This is a genomic window from Paraburkholderia sediminicola (assembly GCF_046026855.1).
GTDB lineage: Bacteria > Pseudomonadota > Gammaproteobacteria > Burkholderiales > Burkholderiaceae > Paraburkholderia > Paraburkholderia sediminicola_A.
The window spans coordinates 20740-40276 of record NZ_JAQQET010000017.1 but is presented as its reverse complement, the minus strand read 5'-3'; the positions used below and the strand labels follow the sequence as shown (position 1 = coordinate 40276).

At 63.9% G+C, this 19537-nt stretch carries 14 protein-coding genes and 1 pseudogene; 7 read left to right on the top strand and 8 right to left on the bottom strand.

Going from position 1 to position 19537, the window contains the following annotated elements:
• Nucleotides 1-207 precede the first annotated feature (207 nt).
• The gene (locus PQR40_RS19840; protein WP_408389284.1) at nucleotides 208-1431 is read right to left on the bottom strand and encodes a pyridoxal phosphate-dependent aminotransferase; all 1224 of its coding nucleotides are present in this window, start codon (nucleotides 1429-1431) and stop codon (nucleotides 208-210) included.
• 126 nt (nucleotides 1432-1557) lie between these two features.
• Nucleotides 1558-2460 (bottom strand): LysR family transcriptional regulator, encoded by a 903-nt coding sequence (locus PQR40_RS19835; protein ID WP_408232747.1) that lies wholly within the window; start codon nucleotides 2458-2460, stop codon nucleotides 1558-1560.
• A gap of 409 nt (nucleotides 2461-2869) precedes the next feature.
• On the opposite strand from PQR40_RS19835, the pseudogene PQR40_RS19830 reads away from it, so the two are divergent.
• Nucleotides 2870-3265, top strand: a pseudogene (locus tag PQR40_RS19830) (transposase); the annotation flags it as partial.
• A gap of 300 nt (nucleotides 3266-3565) precedes the next feature.
• Nucleotides 3566-3820 carry a hypothetical protein gene (locus PQR40_RS19825; RefSeq protein WP_408232750.1) on the top strand — a complete coding sequence of 85 codons (255 nt, stop codon included), beginning with the start codon at nucleotides 3566-3568 and terminating at the stop codon, nucleotides 3818-3820.
• Nucleotides 3821-4214: 394 nt separating this feature from the next.
• Here PQR40_RS19825 and PQR40_RS19820 read toward each other — a convergent pair whose 3' ends face one another.
• Complete coding sequence (locus PQR40_RS19820) at nucleotides 4215-4538, bottom strand: hypothetical protein (protein WP_408232753.1); 324 nt, start codon at nucleotides 4536-4538, stop codon at nucleotides 4215-4217.
• 265 nt (nucleotides 4539-4803) lie between these two features.
• Between PQR40_RS19820 and PQR40_RS19815 the strand changes: the two genes are divergently transcribed.
• From PQR40_RS19815 to PQR40_RS19805, 3 genes are all read left to right on the top strand, one after another.
• The gene (locus PQR40_RS19815) at nucleotides 4804-5523 is read left to right on the top strand and encodes a YdcF family protein (RefSeq protein ID WP_408232756.1); all 720 of its coding nucleotides are present in this window, start codon (nucleotides 4804-4806) and stop codon (nucleotides 5521-5523) included.
• Nucleotides 5524-5770: 247 nt separating this feature from the next.
• Nucleotides 5771-6019, top strand: coding sequence for a hypothetical protein (locus PQR40_RS19810; protein WP_408232759.1), 249 nt, complete (start codon nucleotides 5771-5773; stop codon nucleotides 6017-6019).
• 196 nt (nucleotides 6020-6215) lie between these two features.
• Nucleotides 6216-6473 carry a hypothetical protein gene (locus tag PQR40_RS19805; protein ID WP_007182306.1) on the top strand — a complete coding sequence of 86 codons (258 nt, stop codon included), beginning with the start codon at nucleotides 6216-6218 and terminating at the stop codon, nucleotides 6471-6473.
• Between the two features lie 88 nt (nucleotides 6474-6561).
• Here PQR40_RS19805 and PQR40_RS19800 read toward each other — a convergent pair whose 3' ends face one another.
• The gene (locus tag PQR40_RS19800) at nucleotides 6562-6852 is read right to left on the bottom strand and encodes a putative quinol monooxygenase (protein WP_408509706.1); all 291 of its coding nucleotides are present in this window, start codon (nucleotides 6850-6852) and stop codon (nucleotides 6562-6564) included.
• 543 nt (nucleotides 6853-7395) lie between these two features.
• Between PQR40_RS19800 and PQR40_RS19795 the strand changes: the two genes are divergently transcribed.
• Nucleotides 7396-8691, top strand: a complete 1296-nt coding sequence (locus tag PQR40_RS19795) for a sensor domain-containing phosphodiesterase (protein WP_408232765.1) — start codon at nucleotides 7396-7398, stop codon at nucleotides 8689-8691.
• A 135-nt stretch (nucleotides 8692-8826) separates the two neighbouring features.
• Here PQR40_RS19795 and arfB read toward each other — a convergent pair whose 3' ends face one another.
• Nucleotides 8827-9231, bottom strand: a complete 405-nt coding sequence (gene arfB, locus PQR40_RS19790) for an alternative ribosome rescue aminoacyl-tRNA hydrolase ArfB (RefSeq protein ID WP_408509705.1) — start codon at nucleotides 9229-9231, stop codon at nucleotides 8827-8829.
• Between the two features lie 144 nt (nucleotides 9232-9375).
• Here arfB and PQR40_RS19785 point away from each other — a divergent pair, with 144 nt between their 5' ends.
• Nucleotides 9376-10017 carry a VC0807 family protein gene (locus PQR40_RS19785; protein ID WP_408232771.1) on the top strand — a complete coding sequence of 214 codons (642 nt, stop codon included), beginning with the start codon at nucleotides 9376-9378 and terminating at the stop codon, nucleotides 10015-10017.
• A 209-nt stretch (nucleotides 10018-10226) separates the two neighbouring features.
• Here the strand turns inward: PQR40_RS19785 and PQR40_RS19780 are convergent, their stop codons facing one another.
• From PQR40_RS19780 to recC, 3 genes are read right to left on the bottom strand one after another with little or no spacing between them, the layout of a single operon-like run.
• Nucleotides 10227-12434: an AAA family ATPase gene (locus PQR40_RS19780; RefSeq protein WP_408509704.1), complete on the bottom strand. Its 2208-nt coding sequence runs from the start codon at nucleotides 12432-12434 to the stop codon at nucleotides 10227-10229.
• Entirely contained in the window at nucleotides 12431-16123 is a 3693-nt protein-coding gene (gene recB, locus PQR40_RS19775; RefSeq protein ID WP_408509703.1) for an exodeoxyribonuclease V subunit beta, read from the bottom strand. Before recB ends, PQR40_RS19780 begins: the two co-directional genes overlap by 4 nt.
• Entirely contained in the window at nucleotides 16120-19497 is a 3378-nt protein-coding gene (recC, locus tag PQR40_RS19770; protein WP_408509702.1) for an exodeoxyribonuclease V subunit gamma, read from the bottom strand. The genes recB and recC overlap by 4 nt, the downstream gene beginning before the upstream one ends.
• Nucleotides 19498-19537 lie beyond the last annotated feature (40 nt).

Here is a 19537-nt window from a genome sequence, read left to right as displayed (position 1 = left end):
GACGGAGCAGCGATATTCCTGAAAGGAATCGCGTGACTGAGCGCCATATTACGCAAAAACAACCAGTGCGTAAAGACGAAATCCCCGGCGCATTTTTTAGTTTGGCCTTTGCTCGCGTGCTTTCGCAGAAAAGTGGGCCGAAAAGCACGAGAATCGGGCTGAAATGGGTCCTTAAACGGCCAGAACACCTGTCTGCTCCGCCACGGCTCAATGTGCGCCGTGTAGCGCCAGAAATCGCTTCAGACGCTCCACACCCGCGTCGAGCCGCGCCGTGTCGCAGGCATAACACCAACGCACGAAGCCCTCGCCTTGCGGTCCGAACGCGCTGCCGGGCGCGACGCCCAAGCCGACCTCCCGCACCATTGCCTTGCACAGTTCAAGACTGCGCGACGCGCCCGGCATGGAGAAAAACAGGTACATCGCCCCGGGCGGCGCCTTCACGTCAACACCCGGCACGGTGGACAGCGCATGCACCAGATGATCGCGTGACGCCTTAAGGTCGAGCACCAGCTCCTGCGTAAAGCGCTCGCCCTGCTGGACGGCCGCGATGCCCGCCTGCTGGACGAAATCCGGTGCGCACGACGTGTTGTATTCGACCAGCTTGCCCAGATCGTCCATCAGCGAGGCCGGCGCGACGATCCAGCCGAGCCGCCAGCCGGTCATCAGCCACGCCTTGGAAAAAGAATTCACGCAGATCACGCGCTCGTCGCGCGTGGCCAGATCGAGAAACGACGGCGCCGTGCGCGAATGAGCGCCGCGCGCGCCGGCATTGGCGTCCGCATAATAAAGACGCTCGTAGACTTCGTCGGCAACGATCCAGATGCCGTGGTGACGGCAATGCGCCAGCACGGCGCGCTGCTCGTCGCGGCTCATCACCCAGCCGGTTGGATTGTTCGGCGAATTGATCAGCAGCATCTTCGTGTCAGGCGTCAGCGCAGCCAGCAACTGCTCGAGATCGAGCTGCCACCCGCGTTCGCCGTAGCCCAGCGCGACCGTTTCCACCTGCGCGCCCAGAATCTTGGGAATCTCGACCAGATTCGGCCATAGCGGCGTTACCGCGACAACACGGTCACCCGCACCCACGACCAGTTGCGCAGCCAGCATCAACGCGTTGACACCGGCGCTCGTCACCGCGATGTGATCGGGAGACGTCGCCCCGTGCAACTCGCCGACGTAGCCCGCGAGCGCCGCCCGCAGCGGCGCAATGCCCAGGTTATGCGTATAGAAGGTGGCGCCGGCGGCCAGGGCGGCGCTGGCGGCATCGCGAATAAAGGCAGGGGTCACCCGGTCGGACTCGCCGAACCAGAACGGCAGCACGTCGGCGACGCCGAAACCGGCATTCGCAACTTCACGGATCTGCGAAGGACGCAAGGCGCGCACGGCATCGCGTGCGTTGGGGATGAAGGGCACAGGCCGATCCGATTCGCTCATCGAGGCTTCCATACGGGTGATGGACGGGTAATGGGGCAAGGCTGACGCCTGGGAGAGGCGACAGTTTAGCGCGGCACCTGTTTTTGGCGCGTCGAAATCACCCGGTGACGCGGCGCGCCTGGGTCATCAGCTCAAATCCTCCGCGCGCGCCGGCAATTGACGAATCAGGCTCCATACCGCCTCCGCCGCCGGCGACAGCGAACGGTCGCGCCGCCGCACCAGTTCGACCGTGCGCTCGGCGCGCGGCACGAGCGGCCGCGCCACCAGCGAAGCGCCCGCTGGCAGCGGCAACGCCAGCCACGGCAGCACGCTCACGCCGACACCCGCCTCGACCAGCCCAAAAACGGTCGCGGAATGCCCCAACTCCTGTACTACGGTGGCGCTCACCCCGTGCTCCTGCATCACGGCGTCGATAATCGGCCGGCTACCTGACGCGTAATCGAGCATGACAAGCGGCTGACCCTCGAGGTCGGCCCATGCGATCTGCCTCTTCAACGCCAGAGGATGGTCGTCGCGAGAAACGAGGCAAAACGAGTCCGTCATCAGCGATTCGCTGACCAGGTCGTCGGCGGAAAATGGGCCGATGATCACGCCGAAATCGACTTCGCCCGACTTCACCTTGCGCACCACGTCGCTTTGCACGTCGTCGCGCAGCCCCAAGGTGATGTAGGGGAACTGGCGTCCGCACGACGCCACCACGCCGGGCATCAACCGGCAGGCGACGGTCGGGCTTGCGGCCACTACCACGCGTCCGCGGCGCTGCTCGCCAATTTCACGGATCTCACGCAACGCGTCGTCCAGATCCGTTAGCAGGCGTGACACGCTCGACACGAGGTTGCCGCCGACATCCGTGAGCTGCACCTCACGCGTGGTGCGGTCAATCAACTTCAGACCGATTTCCCCCTCCAGTTCGCGTACGCAGCGGCTGACCGCCGATTGCGTCAGGCCGATCTCATCTCCGGCCCGGCTGAAACTCTGCAAACGGGCGACCTCAATGAAAACCCTTAGCTGGCGCAGCGTCACATTCATTTACCGACCTCATCAATAACCCCATTTGATGCGCATTGTATGGCCAAATATCGCACCACAATCGCATTTAATGCGATCGCTGCAATGCAGCAATAAGGCGCAAACGCACGCTGGCCGGGCCTGATTGCACAAGATTGGTGATTGTCCCGATTTGCGAGATGGGTTTTTTGGATTCTTATACGCCCCTAGCTAGCGCCCGCGCTGGCCCGCTGTCACAGGGCTTTCAGGTAGTCGGACTCAACTTGGCACACTTCCTGCATTTACATGCACACAGGGTCGGCGCCATGACTTCTGACTGAATAGCAGACCGTGGCAAGCCCGACCCCCCTTGGCACTCGCCTATCGAGTGCATGGAGAGTGCGCGGCGCGGGGCAGCGCACCGGAGTTAGCTTCGCTGAGGTGAAACATGATGCTGTTCGACGATTTGAGAGACAACGAGTGGGCGCTGGTCGAGGCGTTGTTCTGTGCGGAGCCAGCACGGAGCGAACGGCGCGGTCGGCCACGCGTGGAAGCACGCGCGGTTGTCAACGCCGTGCTTTGGGTGCTGTCGACGGGCGAAGGCTGGTCCAAACTTCCGGGCCGCTATCCGTCGCCGCCGACTTGCCGCCGTCGCTTCGACGAATGGCAAGCCGATGGTACGCTCGCCGAAATAGTTAAGCGACTCGGTACGAGCGGTCGTGAAATTTCGCTGCGCGGCCGGATTGGCGCAACGGCGGCGAAACCGCCGGCACCGCCGAGCCGTGACCGTTTGCGTGGCGCATTCTGGACCAATCCGGAATCGTGGCGCGCGCCGGTCAAGATGGCCTGACGCGAATTGTTTTGCCTCCGGGCGCCTTGCGGGCGCCCGGCGTGTATCTGGGCCGCCGTGCGCCGTGTATCGACGCCCGCCCGACCTGCAATGGGCACCGCTCCCCGGCGCGCCCAGCGTAGTCGTCCCTCCCCGCTTTGCCGGCTTCGTCACCGATCCGCTCCAGACATCTGAAGCGGATCGATGGTTGCGTGTGAAACATCCATTTACCATTGCTTACAGCGTGCTTTCGCTACTCGGCATACCTTATGTGTATGCAAACAGGCCTTGAGTCGATCGGCTTGACGGGAGCTCAGCATGAAACCAATGTCACTGCTTCTGTGCGGCATTGTCGTTTCATCAATGGCCGCACCGGCGCTCGCACAGCAGCGCCCACAAGGTTGGAACTGGCGGCCAGACCACACGGCCAGCGTTGAAGCGTGGCAGCAAAGCGGAACACGCAACCGCGACTTCACGCCGCCCGCGCCTCGTGGCGACTTGCGCGGCGATATCGCAAGCAATGTACGCCCGCGCCCGGAACCGCCGCGCGAAGACACTTCACGCCGCCGCTAGGCGCACATCAACGTGCCACTAACTGGTTGAGCGCGTGTCGAATTGTGTGTATTGGGATCGTCGTCATTGTTCGCCGTTGTTATCCGCGTTGGCGGGTAACTATGCGAGGCAATGCGTTGCATGGCGAATTGACGATCGGAGGGAACCACCCGACGGCACGCCAGTCTGATTTAACGCCATCAGCACAGCGTGGCAGTAGTAATTCCGGTATGCCCGTATCCTCGCGATACGGGCTTTTTTTTGCGTCAATGGGATGGGGCGGCGCGCACTATACCCAGGCGCGTAAGCGAGGCAATAAAGTGGAGCAACTCGCAGAGCAACAAGCGGAGCGATAAAGCCACCACCAGCCGCGCAAAGCGGCCGGAAAAAACAGCGCCAAGCAGCTCACCGCCCCCTAAGATCGGGCTTCGAGAGCGGCTGCGGGCCGCGTTTCGGGTGTCGCGACGACGTAGTCGTTCATTCGCTGTGCGGTCCAGCTCAACAGGCGCTCGTCGTGCTCGAGCCGTGCAAACTCGGCCCTGCCTCGCTCGGTGAGCACGGCGATATCGACAGGCGCGTGAAAACCGGGAGCCGGTGCGACCGTGCGCTGCCGAACGGTGTCCATCAGGCCGAGCGCACGAAGATATTGGAATACACCCGGCCGTCTGGCCCATGGAACCTGGCGATATTGCGCCCGCCGCAGCGCTTCAAGTACCGCTTCGTTGGAATACGTGGTCATCTCACTTCTTTCTTAAAGTAGCTATGACACATCTATGCCCAACACGTCACCGCGCCACCAGTGACGCGCATAGCACCCGCCCTTGGCTGGAAGCTCGCTGCATGTGATGCATGTCGAATTCCGCCAGGTGCTGCCTGATCTCGTTTTCGGAACCCCCGTCTGAACGGCATGTTAGCGTTCTCTCTAAGGGCCAACGATGCAACCGCTGCGGCGCGATAGCAAGCCCATAGATTTGTCCCGAAAGTCATACGTTACCGCATTTAAATTGATTCTATTCACTTTATTAGCGCTTTTTTTTGCAGCAATCGTGCTATGGAAACGCGGCCGCCGGCCTCTGACCATCGGCACGATCGCACTGTTCTGGCTGCTCGCCGCCGGCTGGCTCACTGCGCCCTTACTGGAATTTGCGCAGCCGCATCGGCAGACCGACACGCCTGTCAGCTTCGCCTCACGCACCGCGATCATTATGCTCGGCGGCGGCACCATCTACGACGACGACAACGTACTCGTGCCGCCGCGTGACGTGCTCGCGCGCATAGCGGTCAGCGCGGAAAATTACGCGGCCTGTAAGCGTACGGCAGCCACGTGTCAGGTGATCGTGAGCGGTGGCAACCCACAGCGGCATAGCGCAACCGAAGCGGATACCTATCTACCCTACCTGTTGCGCAAACAGGTACCGCGTGCGGACATCGTGCTGGAAAACAGCAGCCGCACGACTTACGAAAACGCGCGCAACGTGTCGGCTATGCTCGATCGGTCACGTTACGACTCCCTGATACTCATTACCTCCGCATATCAGATGCCGCGCGCATTGCTCGACTTCCATCGTTTCGGCCTTGCGCCGCAACCGTTGATCTCGAGTGCGCTGCACGCCTCTCTCGGCGTACTGCCACGCTATGACAATCTGGTGAATGCGGAGACTGCGCTGCACGAGCTAATTGGAATCGCACAATTTCATGTCTATCGTGCAATCGGATGGTTCTGAATTTCAAGCCCGGTGACAAGGAAATTTATTTAGAGATGCGAATATTTTCTTTATATCGGCATCACTCTGCCGAGCTTGATGCGAGATCGTTGTCGACAGCAACAGTGAGTCGAACGTAACGAGATGTAACTAATTGTCACTACCGTTACAAAACGTCCGCTGGAGCGGATATTGCTGGCTAGAATGCATTGTCTTTCCGATTGGACAGGCATGTACTCGGATCCACAACCACTCTGCGGAGGTAACAATGAAGAAAGTGTCCCTGGCGATCCTGGTTTCCCTCAGTGCCGTAACGGGCGCGGCCTATGCGCAGGACAACGGCGTCATGATGAGCACCGATCCGGCCAAGGCCGCCGACGTCGAGCAGCGCGCGCAAGATTTGCAAAACCGCCAGCAAGCAATGGAAAGCGCGCCGGCCATGTCGGAGAAACATCACAAGATGGCTCCGCATCACCATCATAAGAAGGCCGCCAAGGCCGACGCCGCCAGTTCGTAAGCGCAGTTGACAGCATCACCCGCGGCCTCGCCGCGAAGGTGAAAAGCCGAAGCCGGCACCGCCGGTTTCGGCTTTTTTATTGTCTAATGGACTTGCTGCAGGCCCGCTGCGCCCGGCTGGCGTTATGCTAAAGTCGCGCACCGACCGGCGCCCAGCCGGCCCCCTAACCTGCGCGCACCTTGGTGCGGAGGACAGCATGAGCAACATTCAGCTAGATATCGAATGGACTGAAGCAGCATCTCGCAAAATCGAAAAACTGATGCCGCGCGGCGGTCAGGAAGCGTTCCTCGCGCTGCCGCCCGTCGAATGCCTGCCGATGGAAGGCGACGTGCTGTTTCTTGGCCCGGACGGCAAGCAGCAACCGTTCATCGTCGCGGAACGCCAATATCACCACGATGGCGATGCCGACTGGACCATCATCCTGATCCTCGACGTTCCGCAAGCCACGCACTAAAAATTAAACGGCGAGCGCCGCACGGGCCGAATCCGGCCTGGCAGCTCACTCGCCATTGTTCAGCGCTTAAACTTCGCCTTTCAAGCGCTTATGCGATCTTCGACACGACGCGAATTTCCGCGTGTTCGACCCAATCCGCCACCGCTTTCTTATAAGCCGCAATGTGCGCGGATCTGGCATGCGCCGCCAGTGCTTCCTGGCTTTCCCAGCGCTCGACAAACACGAACCGGCGCGGCTCCTGCACGTCACGATGCAGATCGTATTGAAGCGCACCCTGTTCTTTACGCGTCGGCCCGACGATGCCTTCGAGCGCTTCGCGCAGTTGCTCTTCATAGCCCGGCTTTGCCACCGAGATTGCGACCACCGCGATTTCCGCCATGCCTGCCCTCCGTTTTTTCACGAAAAGCAGCAGCATACCCGCCGGCCACCAAACCTGCAGGCGCTCACGCGCGCAGGGCGGATTACCCTGGCGCATAGCCTCATGCGTGCGCGAAACGTCTGAGCACCGTCCTTGCCTGGAGTTTGGCGGGCGACCACTCACGACCCTGCTACCCTCGGCTTCATACACGCGATTGATTGCGTTTGAAACGATTGACTTCGCGCCATGCAAACGAGCGCGCAACTCCCGCGAGACGCCTGCTACGCCGGGGTCGGCTGCCACGTCACGGCTGGTTTGCCGGGCGTCCGCCATGTTCCTCGTTTGTGATAACCCGCACATTCATGCGAAGTTCGAACTGCTAGACTGGTTTTGATTAATCCCGCCGGAGTCCCGCATGGCTGGCATTGCTCTACGCGTTCCCGGGCTGTGGCCGCCAGGCCCTGCCGGCGCCTGGGCTGTGCATCCGTTGCGCGCTGAATCTGTTCGCGCGCCCCGTCACCCGCTTGCCGCGATGTCACTATGCCCGCTCTCATGCCTGCCCTTATGCCATCCGTCAGCGAATTGACCCTGAGCGGCCTGCTCCCGCATCTGGTCCGGGACGAGTCCGGCTGGACCGCGACATGGCGCGCGCTGACCCTGCACAGTGTGTTCCAGCCGGTGCTGTCCGTCACGCATCAGTGTGTGGTCGGTTATGAAGGCCTGTTGCGTGCGGTCGATCCAGTCGGCTTGCCGGTATCGCCGGAAGTGCTGTTCTCCGGCACACGCTCGGCCGCCGACGCGCGCGAACTCGACCGCATCGCGCGCTGCCTGCATGTGGCAAATTTCATGGAACAGGGCATCAGCACAGGGTGGCTGTTTCTGAATACGCGCCCGCAGGTGTTCGAAACCGGCTGGCCACAGCGCACCTTCATCGACGAGCTCTCAGCGCACTTCGGCCTGCCGCAGGAGCGCATCGTCATCGAAGTACTCGAACAACCCGCCGACGATGAATCCGCCGTTGCCAGCATGCTCGCGGCGTCGCAGCCACGCGACTTCCTGATTGCGATCGACGACTTCGGCACCGGTTTTTCGAACTTCGACCGTGTGTGGCGCTTTCGCCCCGACATCGTGAAACTCGACCGCTCCCTGGTCGCGCGGGCGGGAAAGCGTGACGGCGACGATTCGATGATCAGCCACCTGATCGCAATGCTCCATCAGTCCGGTACGCTGGTGCTGGCCGAAGGCGTCGAAACCGACGAAGAATTGATGATTCTGATGCAGGCCGACGTCGATTTCGTACAGGGTTTCTGGCTCGGCCAGCCGAAGAGTTCGGTAGAGGCTGCGTGCGCCAGGGTGCCGGCGCTGATCGAGTCGATGTGGACCAAGTTTGCCGCTTATGAACGTGCCCGCGCCGGCCACCAGCGGCTCGGCTTCGAAGGATTCGCTGAAGCCGTGCTCGCCGCCGCCGAAACCTTCAAAACCACCGGCGATCTACGGCAGGCGGCACAAAAGATGTGGCATCTGCCCGAAGCGCGCCGTGTGTTTGTCACTGACGGTCAAGGCGAGCAGACGCAAGCGTCGATCGCGGCAGCCTCGGTGCCCCCACCGCCGCTGCGGCTCGCCCCGCTCTATACCGATACGCGCAGCAACTGGTCGCGGCGCGCGTATTTCAAGCATGCGCTCGCCGCACCGGGGCGTGTCGCCATGATGGGGCCGCACTATTCGCTCGCGGACGGCCAGGACTGCTATACCGCGGCAATCGCATTCGACCGTGACGGCACGCATGTGCTTTGCGTCGACTTTGTGCCGACGACGTCACCAGCCGCTACCCGTTCTGGCGGACGCGGGGGCAAACGCTGAGCCTGAGCGGGTCCTGGCCTGCTCTCTGCGTACTGCGGCGAGAGACTGTCAGGGCGCATCTGACGCACCTCTGGAGGCATCTTTATGGCGCTTCCGGGGTCTAGCGCCTCGGCTCCGCCTTAATCCCTCCACCCGTCAATCCTCGACCCGTCCGCGGCCGGATTTGATCTCACTGCGCTTGGCCTTGCCGTCGAGGCGGCGCCGATTCGAGGCACGCGTCGGCCGGGTCGCGACGCGCGGCTGGCGCGTCACGCTGACGCTTTCGATCAGTTCATCGAGCCGCGCCAGCGCCGCCGCGCGGTTCATCTCCTGAGTGCGATGCTCCTGCGCCTTGATGATCACTACCCCGTCGCGCGTGAGCCGATGATCGGACAACGCGAGCAGGCGCATCTTCAGCACTTCCGGCAACGACGAAGCGTGCACGTCGAAACGCAGATGAATGGCACTCGAGACCTTATTGACGTTCTGACCGCCCGCTCCTTGCGCGCGCACTGCGGTCAATTCGATTTCGTTCGGCGGGATCGGATAGCGGGATGTCATGACTGGATTGGGCTAGGAGACGCAAGTGTACACAGGGCGTAGTCGATTGCGGACTATCGGGCGCGGCTGCCGATGCGAAAAACCATTTGCAACGACACAGCCGGTTCACCGATACTGCCGTTTTCGCTTACAGCGTAAATTAATATGAAACTCCGTCCGGGTTTTGTGCTGGAACTGGCCATCAACTTTCTGCTGCCATGGCTTGCTTACCGCCTCGCGCTGCCGCATCTGGGCGAAACAGGCGCGCTGATCGCCTCCGCCGTGCCGCCAATCGTCTGGAGCCTGATCGAACTGATACGCTTTCGGCGCGTCGACGCACTCAGCGTGATGGTCGTGGCCGGCATCGTGCTGTCGGTCGCGGCGATGGCGTTGGGCGGCAGTCCCCGCATGTTGCTGCTGCGAGAGTCGCTGGTGTCCGGCGCGGTGGGCGTGGTGTTTCTGCTGTCCTTGCCGATGCGCCGCCCGCTGATCTTCTATCTCGCGCGCGCCACCGTCGCCCGTGAAATGGAAGGCGGCGCCGCGCGCTTCGAAGCGTTGTGGCGCGAGAGGCCTGCTCTCGTCAGTGCAATGCGGCTCATGACACTGGTATGGGGCATCGGCCTGACCGGTGAAACGGCGCTGCGCGCATGGATGGCGCTCACCTGGCCGATCGAGCGCTTTCTGGTGATCTCGCCGTTCATCGGCTATGGCATTTACAGCGCTTTGGCGCTGTGGACGCTCTGGTACCGCAAGACTATGCGTAGCCGGGTCGAGACGCGCGTGCAACCGGGTGGGATCGCGAGCTGAGGGGTTTGGCTGCCTGCCTACTCGGCTGCTCGGCCGCTCGGCCGCTCGGCCGCTCGGCTACTCGGCTACTCGGCTACTCGGCTACTCAGTTGCTCAGTTGCTCAAGTTACCTGAGTTGCCTCGCCTGCTTGCGCCACCCGGACTGCGTGAATCGCCCGAACTCCTTGCCGGGTCCGCGAACGAATACGCGCGTTGCCCACGCCAGCCCGCTAGGCGACGCGCCACGCCTCCGCAATTCGCGCAGCCAAGCCCGAGTCACGCTGCGTCGGCGTCGCGATAGCCTGCGTCAGCACGGCGCGCGCGCCGATCACTTCCACCCGCTCACGCGCACGGGTAATTGCCGTGTACACGAGTTCGCGCGACAACACACGGCTGAACACCGACGGCAGCATCAACACCGCATGCTGGAACTCCGAGCCTTGCGACTTATGAACCGTGAGCGCGAATGCCGTATCGTGCGGCGGCAGCGCCGCAGGCGATACGGCACGCAGACCGCCGTCACCCGTACGGAAATACACGCGCAACGCGCCGCCCCCACCTGGCAACGCAATGCCGATGTCGCCATTGAACAGCCCGAGCGCGTAATCGTTGCGCGTGACCATTACCGGACGACCCGCAAACCACTGTGCGCCTACAGCCAGTGTCACGCCCGCCGAGCGCCGCACCTGTGCGGCCATTGCGGCATTCACCTGATCGACGCCGCGTGGTCCTGAGCGCGTCGCGCACAGGATTCGAAAACCATTCAGCGCGTCGAAGAGCGGCAATGGATCTGGTGTATCGGCGGCTAGCGCTACAGCAAGCGCATCCGCGTACGCTGCAAAACCTGCGGCAAGACGCGCGATCGTGCGATCGGCGAGCGTCGCATGCGTGTCTTCGTACAGCGCCGCTGCGCAGGGTTCGGCAGGGTCGATGCGCAGGACTTCGAGCGCCGCGCCGGCCGCGCCGTTGCGAATCGCGAGCGACAGGCGGCCGATCGGCGATTCGAGGCCGAATCGATAGTTGCGCTCGAGCCAGACGACGCAATCGGCAAGCGGGTTTTGAGCCGGCGAAGGCGATACTGATGGCAATGCCGATGCCGACCGCGGAGACGTTGACGACAACGGCGCGCCGGCAGCGTGCTCCGGGCTAGTCGCGAAGAGATCGTCGCCGGGAAGTTCACCGAAGCCGCCGCGCGTTTCACCATCGACGAACAGGTCGTCAGGCAGCGCATCGACATCGTCCGGCGCGCCTGCATGTGCAAAAAAATCGTCGGCCCCGTCTCCGAAGCCGCTCGATGCGCCAGGCAATGCTTGCGACAACCGTGCCGCTTCAATGCCAAGCGCCGCAGCGATCCGCTCCAGTCCGTTTTGCGTAAAAGCAGGCCGCGCGCTGAGCTCGGCGAACACCGCACCGGCCTCGACGGCGGCGAGTTGGTCCTTGTCACCCAGCATCACGAGACGTGTCTGCGGCGCGATGGCATCGAGCAGATGCGCCGCCATCGCAACATCGATCATCGACGCCTCGTCGATCACGACGACGTCATAAGGCAGCGGGTTGTCGCGATGATGCCGGAAGCGCCCGCCCGGCCCGGACCCCAGCAGCCGGTGCAAGGTGTACGACGTCTGCGGCAAGCGCGCAGCGAGTTCGGGCGGCAAATCGCCGGCACGCGCAAGCAAGGCTTCCTGCATCCGTTGCGCGGCTTTGCCGGTGGGCGCTGCCAATGCAATCCGCAGATCGGCTCGCCCATCCAGCAAACAGGCGAGCACTCCGACTACCGTCGTCGTTTTGCCGGTACCCGGGCCGCCGCTGACGATGGTCAGGCGTCCGGACAGCGCCATGACTGCCGCGGCCCGTTGCCAGTCGATATCGTCGTCCTGCGGTGGGCCGAAGTAGCACAGCAGACGCTCGTGCAGCGCTTGGGCGTCGGCGTCGGCACCTGTACTAGTGCTAGTACCAGCGCTAGCCGCGACAGCATCATGACTATGCGTGCGCGCATCCGCCGACCGCCCCCCACCCGCATGCGCAATCAGCGAGCGCGCGAGACGCCGCTCGTAGTCGTAGTAGCGCGCCAGATACAGCCGCCCCTGCCCGTCGATCACCAGCGGCCGCAAAGCCGCCGCGCTTTGCGAGCCGTCGCTAGCCATGCCGCTTGCAAACAGCGCCGCGCGCACTTCCGCGCTCGACGCATCGAAACGTTGCGCCAGCACGACAAGCGGCAGACACACGTGCCCTTCGGCCGTCGCACGGCTCGCGGCAAAGGCTGCCCGCGCCGCCCACTTCACCGCCTCGCCTGACGCGCCGCCGCGCCGCGCCAGTGTACCGATGCGGCGCGCGAACCCTTCGGCAAGCGCCGTGCTGAAATCGGCCGGCGCCGGTAAATTCACTCCGATGTCATCGAGCTCCGGCGGTGCGGAAGCGTTCCGCTCGAATGTGCTCATGCGACACCTCCGATCATCGCCGCGTCGAGCAGCGCCACCAGTTCAAATGCGGGCCGCCGCATGTGCACGCCTGCCGCCCCGGCGGCATCACGCCACTGCGGACGCACACCGCGCACGAACAGATAGAGATAGCCGCCGATGTGCGTGTCGTACGCATAATCGCGCACGCGCGTTTTCAGATAGCGATGCAGCGCCACCGTATAGAGCAGCGCCTGCAGGTGATACGCGTGACTCGCCATGGCCGCTTCGAGCGGCGCCCCAGCATAGTCGGCAGCGGTGTCGCCCAGATGGTTCGACTTCCAGTCGACAATCCAGAAGCGTCCGTCGTGCTCGACGATCATGTCGATAAATCCTTTGACGAAACCGCGCAACACGCCGGGTTCCAGCGCAACGTCGGGATAGCCGTGTTCGATCAGCAGCTCGCGCAACGCTGGAAAATCGAGCGAAGGCGCGGCAAACAGAAATTCGAGTTCATTCAAACGGTGCTGCGGATTCAGCCCGGCGAGCGCCATGCCGGGCACGAGCTCGGTGCTCACCACGTCCGCGATCAGCTTATGCATCATGGCGGGCAAACGTGCCGCGAGTTCGGGCACTGCCGGCGCCGGACGCTCGCGCAACGCGCCCCGGATGGCATCCGGCCACGTCTGCGGATCGGTGAAATCCGCGAGCTCGAACATACGATGCAGACACTCGCCCGCCGCCGCGCCGCGTGGAAACGCGAGAATGTCGTCCTCAGCGTAAGACGGTGCTTGCGGCATCGGTAACGGCGTTGGCGCGATCGCATCGGCGATCTCGTCGTGATCGGGACGCACGTCTTCCACCGGCGCATGCGCTTCCTCGGCTTTGCTGCCGGCGGCGATCAAGCCACTGAAACTCGCCATGCGCCACTGATCGCGCAACGGCCGCCGATTGGCGCGCGCCAGCATCTGCGTGCCGCTGTCCTGGAGGCTTTCCAACGGCATGCGGCGCTCCACCTTCGGCAACCCCTGCAACGTGACCGGGCCGCCCGCCAGCGCCTGCCATCGCTCGGACAAGGCCGCTTCGTCGGGTGGATCGGTGAGCCAGTCGTCGAAGCTGTGACCGTTGCCGCCCACCAGCCAGTTCAGCACGCTGCGCCGCGACTCCTTGGTCGAGCGCGACGAAAGATACGTACCGGCGACCAGATAGCAGCGGTACACCGCGCGCGTCAGCGCCACATAGACGAGCCGCGCCCGCTCCGCCGCCTGTTCGCGCACCGCGTAACGTGATGCGCGTTCGGCTTCTTCGTCATCGCAACCGTAGTGCAGCACCGCATCGCCCGTTTCGTCGTGATACTCGCGCGCATCGGGCAAGCCGGAGGATGGCGGCTCGCGCAGCGCACCGTCGTTCAGAAACGGACAGAACACGACTGCGTATTCCAGCCCTTTCGATTTGTGGACGGTGACGATCTGCACGAGGTTACGATCCGACTCGAGCCGCAATTGCGCGTCTTCGCCGCCACCTTGCGTGCGTTGTGCGGCGAGCCAGCGCAACGTCGGTGCGATGCCGGGTTGCGTGGCGGCACGTGCCTGCACGAGTTCGGCCAGGTGATTCACGTTCGTCAGCCGACGCTCGCCGTCCGGTCCGGCCACCAGCCGCTGTGCGACACGCAGCTCGCGCATCAGCGTACGCCACATCAAGGCGAAGCCGCGCTCGTGCCAAAGCGTGCGATAGCGTGAAAAGCGTTCGACCCAACCCATCGCATCGGCAGCATGCGCGGGATCGTCGGCCGGGGCCGGCGCGTCGGCGACCTGCTCGAGGCGCCACAACGCTGCGGCGTCGAGGCCGAGCCAATCGGTGGCGAGCGCGGCGCGCAAACGGCGCAGATCGCCCGGTGTATCGACCGCGGCCAGCACGCGTTCGATCTGCTCGGCGTCGAGCGTTGCGAACACCGAGGCCTGCGCCAGTTCCACACTGCCGACGCCCCACGACGCCAGCACGCGCTTAATCAGACTGCCCTGCTTATGCGTTTGCACCAGCACCGCGATATTGCCCGGGGCGAGCGGTACGTCGCCAATCGTCACCGCCCCCTCGCGCGCATCGCGCAGCAGCCGCACGATCTCGGCGGCGCAGGCTTCACTCGCCGCGCGCTGCGCATCGCGTTTGGTCAACGCGGCGTCGCCTTGCGGCAAGGTCCAGATACGGAAATCGCCCGCGTTCGCATCGGGTTCGGAAAATGGCGGACGACGACGCTCGCCGGCCCGCACCGGCTGATAGTCGAGACCGTCGAGCACGAACGCCTGTGGATTGGCTTCGAACAGCCGGTTGCAGGCCTCGACAATCGGCGCGGTCGACCGCTGATTGACCGCGAGCGTGTAGCACGCCGACGCTGCCGCGCGCGCCGCCAGATAAGTATGCAGATCCGCCGCGCGGAAACTGTAGATTGCCTGCTTCGGATCGCCGACCAGAAACAGCGGACCGGCCGGCGCGAAGATGCGGCTGAAGATCGCGAACTGCAACGGATCGGTATCCTGAAACTCGTCGATCAGCGCGGCCGGATAACGTGCGCGCAAAGCATCGGCAAGCCAGGGGTTGGCCGCGAGCGCGCGATACAGATTGGAGAGCAGATCGTCGAACGACACCACGCGGCGGGTGCGTTTGCGCGCCACCAGTTCGGCGGGGGCATAGTCGAGCCAGGTTTCTATGAGCGAGAGCCAGCGCACGCGTTGCGCGGCTTCGGCCGCGATCACGGCTGCAGCCAGTGCTTCTGCGTGCTCGAAGAACGGATGCCCGGGCGGCTCGAACTTGACCTTGGTGGCTTTTTTCAACGCCGACGCCGTCAACTTCAAGGCCGCCTTCGGCGGCGGCGCATGGCAGTCGTCCTGGGCGAAATAGTCGGTCCACGCGGCGATCGCGGCGCTCACAAGGTCTGGCTTGTGCGAGGTCTTGCTCAGACGGTCTTGCGCTTCGCCAAGCAGCCTCACGATCCCGTCGCGCTCCGCCTGCCAGACTGCGCGGGCAGCGTCGAAACCCGCCTGCGGATCGGCATGGTTTCCACTTGCATCGACCTTGCCCCAGCGCAACTGCGCCAACGGCTTTTTCAACCGCCGCGCGAGTTGCTCATCGAGCGACGCGGGACCGGCACGTTTGGCCACCAGCCATGCTGCGAAAGCAGGATACGCATAAGCCATCGGTTCCACTTGCTCGCGCCAGAAATCGGCTGCCATATCGAAACGCAGGGCTGCGTCGTCAGCTTCCATTTCGAATGCGAACGGCATGGCCGCGGCGAACGGCGCTTCCTGCAACGCACGCTGACAGAACGCGTGGATGGTATGAATCGCGGCCTGGTCGAACGTACGCAGTGCACGGCGCACGACCTTCAACGCTGTCTCGCGACCGATGCCTCGCTCCGGCGCCAGCGTCGTTTCAAAGAGACGCTGGATGAACGGATCGCCGCCGTCGTCGTCAGTATCGATAGCCCGATCCAGTTCCGCAAGCCGCCCGCGAATCCGCTCGTGTAACTCCGCGGTCGCCGCTTTTGTAAAGGTCACGACAAGAATCTGATCGGCGTTCAGGTTCTTTTCGAGCAGCAGTCGCACGTATAACGCGCAGATGTTCCAGGTCTTGCCAGTTCCCGCCGATGCCTCGATCTGATTGACGCCGTCGAGCGAACACGCGAAGACGTCGAGTTCTTCCGCGACCAGCGCGACATGGTGAACGGCGCCGCTCATGATGCGCTCCGAAGATGCTGCACGAGCGGTTTGAAAACGATCGAGGCAAGACTGCCGAACGGTTCATCGAGCGTCAGCGGCGTGCCGCGCAGCGCGATACGCAAGGCGGGGTCGTCCGACTCGCCGCGCACACGGTCATTGATCCACACGCCCAGCGCAGCAGAATCGCTCTCGCTGACCTTCACCCACGCGCTCTTCGGGAAAAAGCGCAGCGGCAGCATGCGCCCTGCTCTGAACAACGCGGCAAGCGGCGCCAGTTCATCGAGCGGCGCGGCGACCGGCGTGAGCTCAAAGCTCTCGCCGCTGCCATGCCAAACCGTGCGGCGCGGGCCATTCGGCTGCGCCGCGCAATAAACCAGATGCGCGAGCCACGCCGACAGATAGTCGCGCGCAGTAGGCTTGGCGTAGCGGAAAATCACCTGCCCTGTTTCGGTCAGCAAATTCAAGGTGCCGTGCAGTTGCAGCGGTGTTTCGGCCGCTTTGCGGAGCGCCGCGTCATGCGGGCCGAAGAGCGCATCGGCGATGTCGGCATGATCGGGCCAGCGCGGCACGATATCGAGCACGAACGGCAAACGCTCGACCCCCGACGCAACTTCGCGGCGCACGCTGTCGGCGAGCTGGCGGAGCGCCCCGAGTTCCCGCGAGCGCCATACCGTACCGGTCGCCCCACCCGGCAACTCGGGACTGGCCGCTGCAACACGGCGCACGCGTTCGAACATGCTGTCGTCGTCTTCGGTATCGCTATTCAGCAGTACCGGCAGGAGCCGCTCCGCCAAGGCATCGCGACCCGCCCAATCGAGTTCGAACGGCTCAGTGTCGAGCAATTCGCCCTGCGCATCCGACAACACGATACCCAGGCGGTCACGCAACAACGCACGCGCCGGATGACGCCAGAAGCGCACGAATTCGTCGAAGGCAACCGAGGCCGTATCTTCCGCGGGCAACGGTTGATCGAAGAATGGCGCAGCGGCCGGATGCTGCGGCGCGGCCAGCAAACTGGCCAGTTCCGCACGATCCCTGTCATACGTGAAGAGGCCCCGCTGCGACGAGAAATAGTCCGACGCGAACGCCTGCAGCGGATGATCGATGATGAAGGCATGCCGTGCGGCTTCGATTTCCGCAGGACTCGCCCCTTCCCCCGCCGACACTTGCGCGAGGTGATCGAGCAATTCGTCGACCAGCGCGGCGGGCGGCAACGGCGCGTTGTCGCGAATGCTGCGGCCCGTATAGGCGATAAACAACCGGTCGCGCGCAGCCAGCAGCAGATCGAGGAACAGATTGCGTTCGTCATCGCGACGCTGCCGGTCACCTGCTTTACCGAACGCGGCCATCAGGTCGAATTCGTCGGCGCGGGCGAGACTCGGCAACACGCCGTCGTCCATACCGAGCAGGCAGACAATGCGATACGGCAAACCGCGCAAACTGGTCAGCGACGAAAACGTCACGCTACCCCAAGGCACGCCGCCGCGTGCCGGGTCGTCAAGCGCCTCGGTGAGTGCGCCGCGCACCACGGCGGCCGGCAATACGACGTCTTGCGCGCCCGCCTGCATCGCGTCGCCCATCTTGTCGATGGCGTCGCGCACCGCCGCCAGCGAGTCGGCAAACTCAACCCCGCCGTCGAAACACTGCGCGAGCGTCTCGAGCAGCAGTTGCGCCCATTCAGCAGGTGTCTGCTCGACCGCGCAGCGTTCTGCGAAGGTATCGATATCGTCGACGAAACGCGACAGGCGGCCGAGCAACTCGGCGTCCGAGCCATCGGCGCCCTCAACGGGCAACCAGGCATCGACCGGCTCGCCTCCGTCCGGCATCGCGTAGCCGAGGTACAGACGGGTCAGCGCATCGGCGAACGTATGGCGCGCGACAGGTACGTGTTCGCCCGTCGGCTCGCCCGGCACAAGCCCCCGACGTGCGCCGGCGGCCGCGAGCCATTCCTGCGCGGCTTCGAGGGCGCTTGAATCGATCCCGTAACGCGCGGCAATCGCATCGACCCGCAGCCATTCGATCAGATCAGGCGCGCCCACGCTGCGCTCAGGCAACGCCAGCCAGTCCAGCAGCAATCGCGCGACCGGATTGGCCTGCGAGGGCGGCAAACCGGTGATCCGATACGGAATGCGGCGAGTGTCGCCAGGGGGCGCGGTGCCGAACACCGCGTCGATCAGTGGTCCGGCAGCCGCGAGGTCGGACACGGCCACCAGCACGTCGGACGGCTGCAGATCGTCGAACTCATCGAACCAGCCGAGCAGGCGGTCATGCAGCACTTCGAGCTGCCGCGACAGGCTGTGACACACATGTACCTCAATGCCGTTTTCGATCGGCAGTTCGTCCGTGTCCGTTTCCGCCCGCAGATCGAGAATGCCGTTCTGCACGGCGGCGAGCCAGCTCGGTTCCGGATTCTCGGTGAAGTCGCCCGTTTCGCCGGATGCGGCGCTCTCGGTCAGCTCGTGCAGCATGTGCAGTTGCGCCTGGGTCTGACGGCCCCACTCGGCCAGCAGCGGATGGCCCACTTCCTGATAGTCGAGCTGACCGGCGACATCGAGCGCTTCGACGCGGCCCGCGCTGACAACGTCGAACCAGAACTCGCGGCACGGGTTCATCACATACAGACGCACATCGACCCAGCGTGACAGCGCGCGCAGCAAAGCGACGTGCAGCGGCGGCATGGTCGGCAGCGCGAACACGCTGACCGCTTCGGGCCACTGCGCGTTCGAGATGGCTTCGAGATCGAGTGTGCCGATTTCTTCAAGAAAGCGATACGCAGGCGGCAACGCCGCCGCAGGCGTTTGCGCGTCGCCCGCCACTTCGGCAAGCACGGCGCGCCACAGCGCGGCTTGCCAACGCTCGTCCTCGCGCGCCGCTTCGCTCGCGCCGACGAGACGCGGACCGTTGTCGTCCGCGGCGCCGCTCGCGAAAATCGACCCGCCCTTCTGCCATTGCAGCAGCCATTCCGGGCGATAGGTCAGATAGTGGTCGAGCACGGTGGCCACGCGGCGCGCCAGTTCGTAGCGCATCGACGCATCCGCCGCGTCGAGATACGTACGCAGACGCGGCGAAGCGTTCCAGGGCACCGCTTCATCTGCCTCTCCCAGCAGCCGGTAGCACCGCCAGACAAGCCGGTCCGGCGCGAACGGCGAATGCTTCGGTACTTCGATCACGCCGCCGATTTGCGCCCACAGCCACTGCGCGAGATAACCAAAATTGACATTCGCGCAGATGCCCTGGCGCGCCGCGATGTCGAGCTCGAGCCGGCGCCTCACCGCCGCGCTCGGGACGATCACGGGCTGCGCGGCCCAAGGATCGGACGGCGCCTGCGCCAGGTCGTCGAGCAGCGCGCCGACAAGGGTTTCGTAGCGGTTCGAGTAGAAGAGTTGGAGCATGGATCCTGGAAAAGCATGCGACGCGAGCGGAACGCCCGGG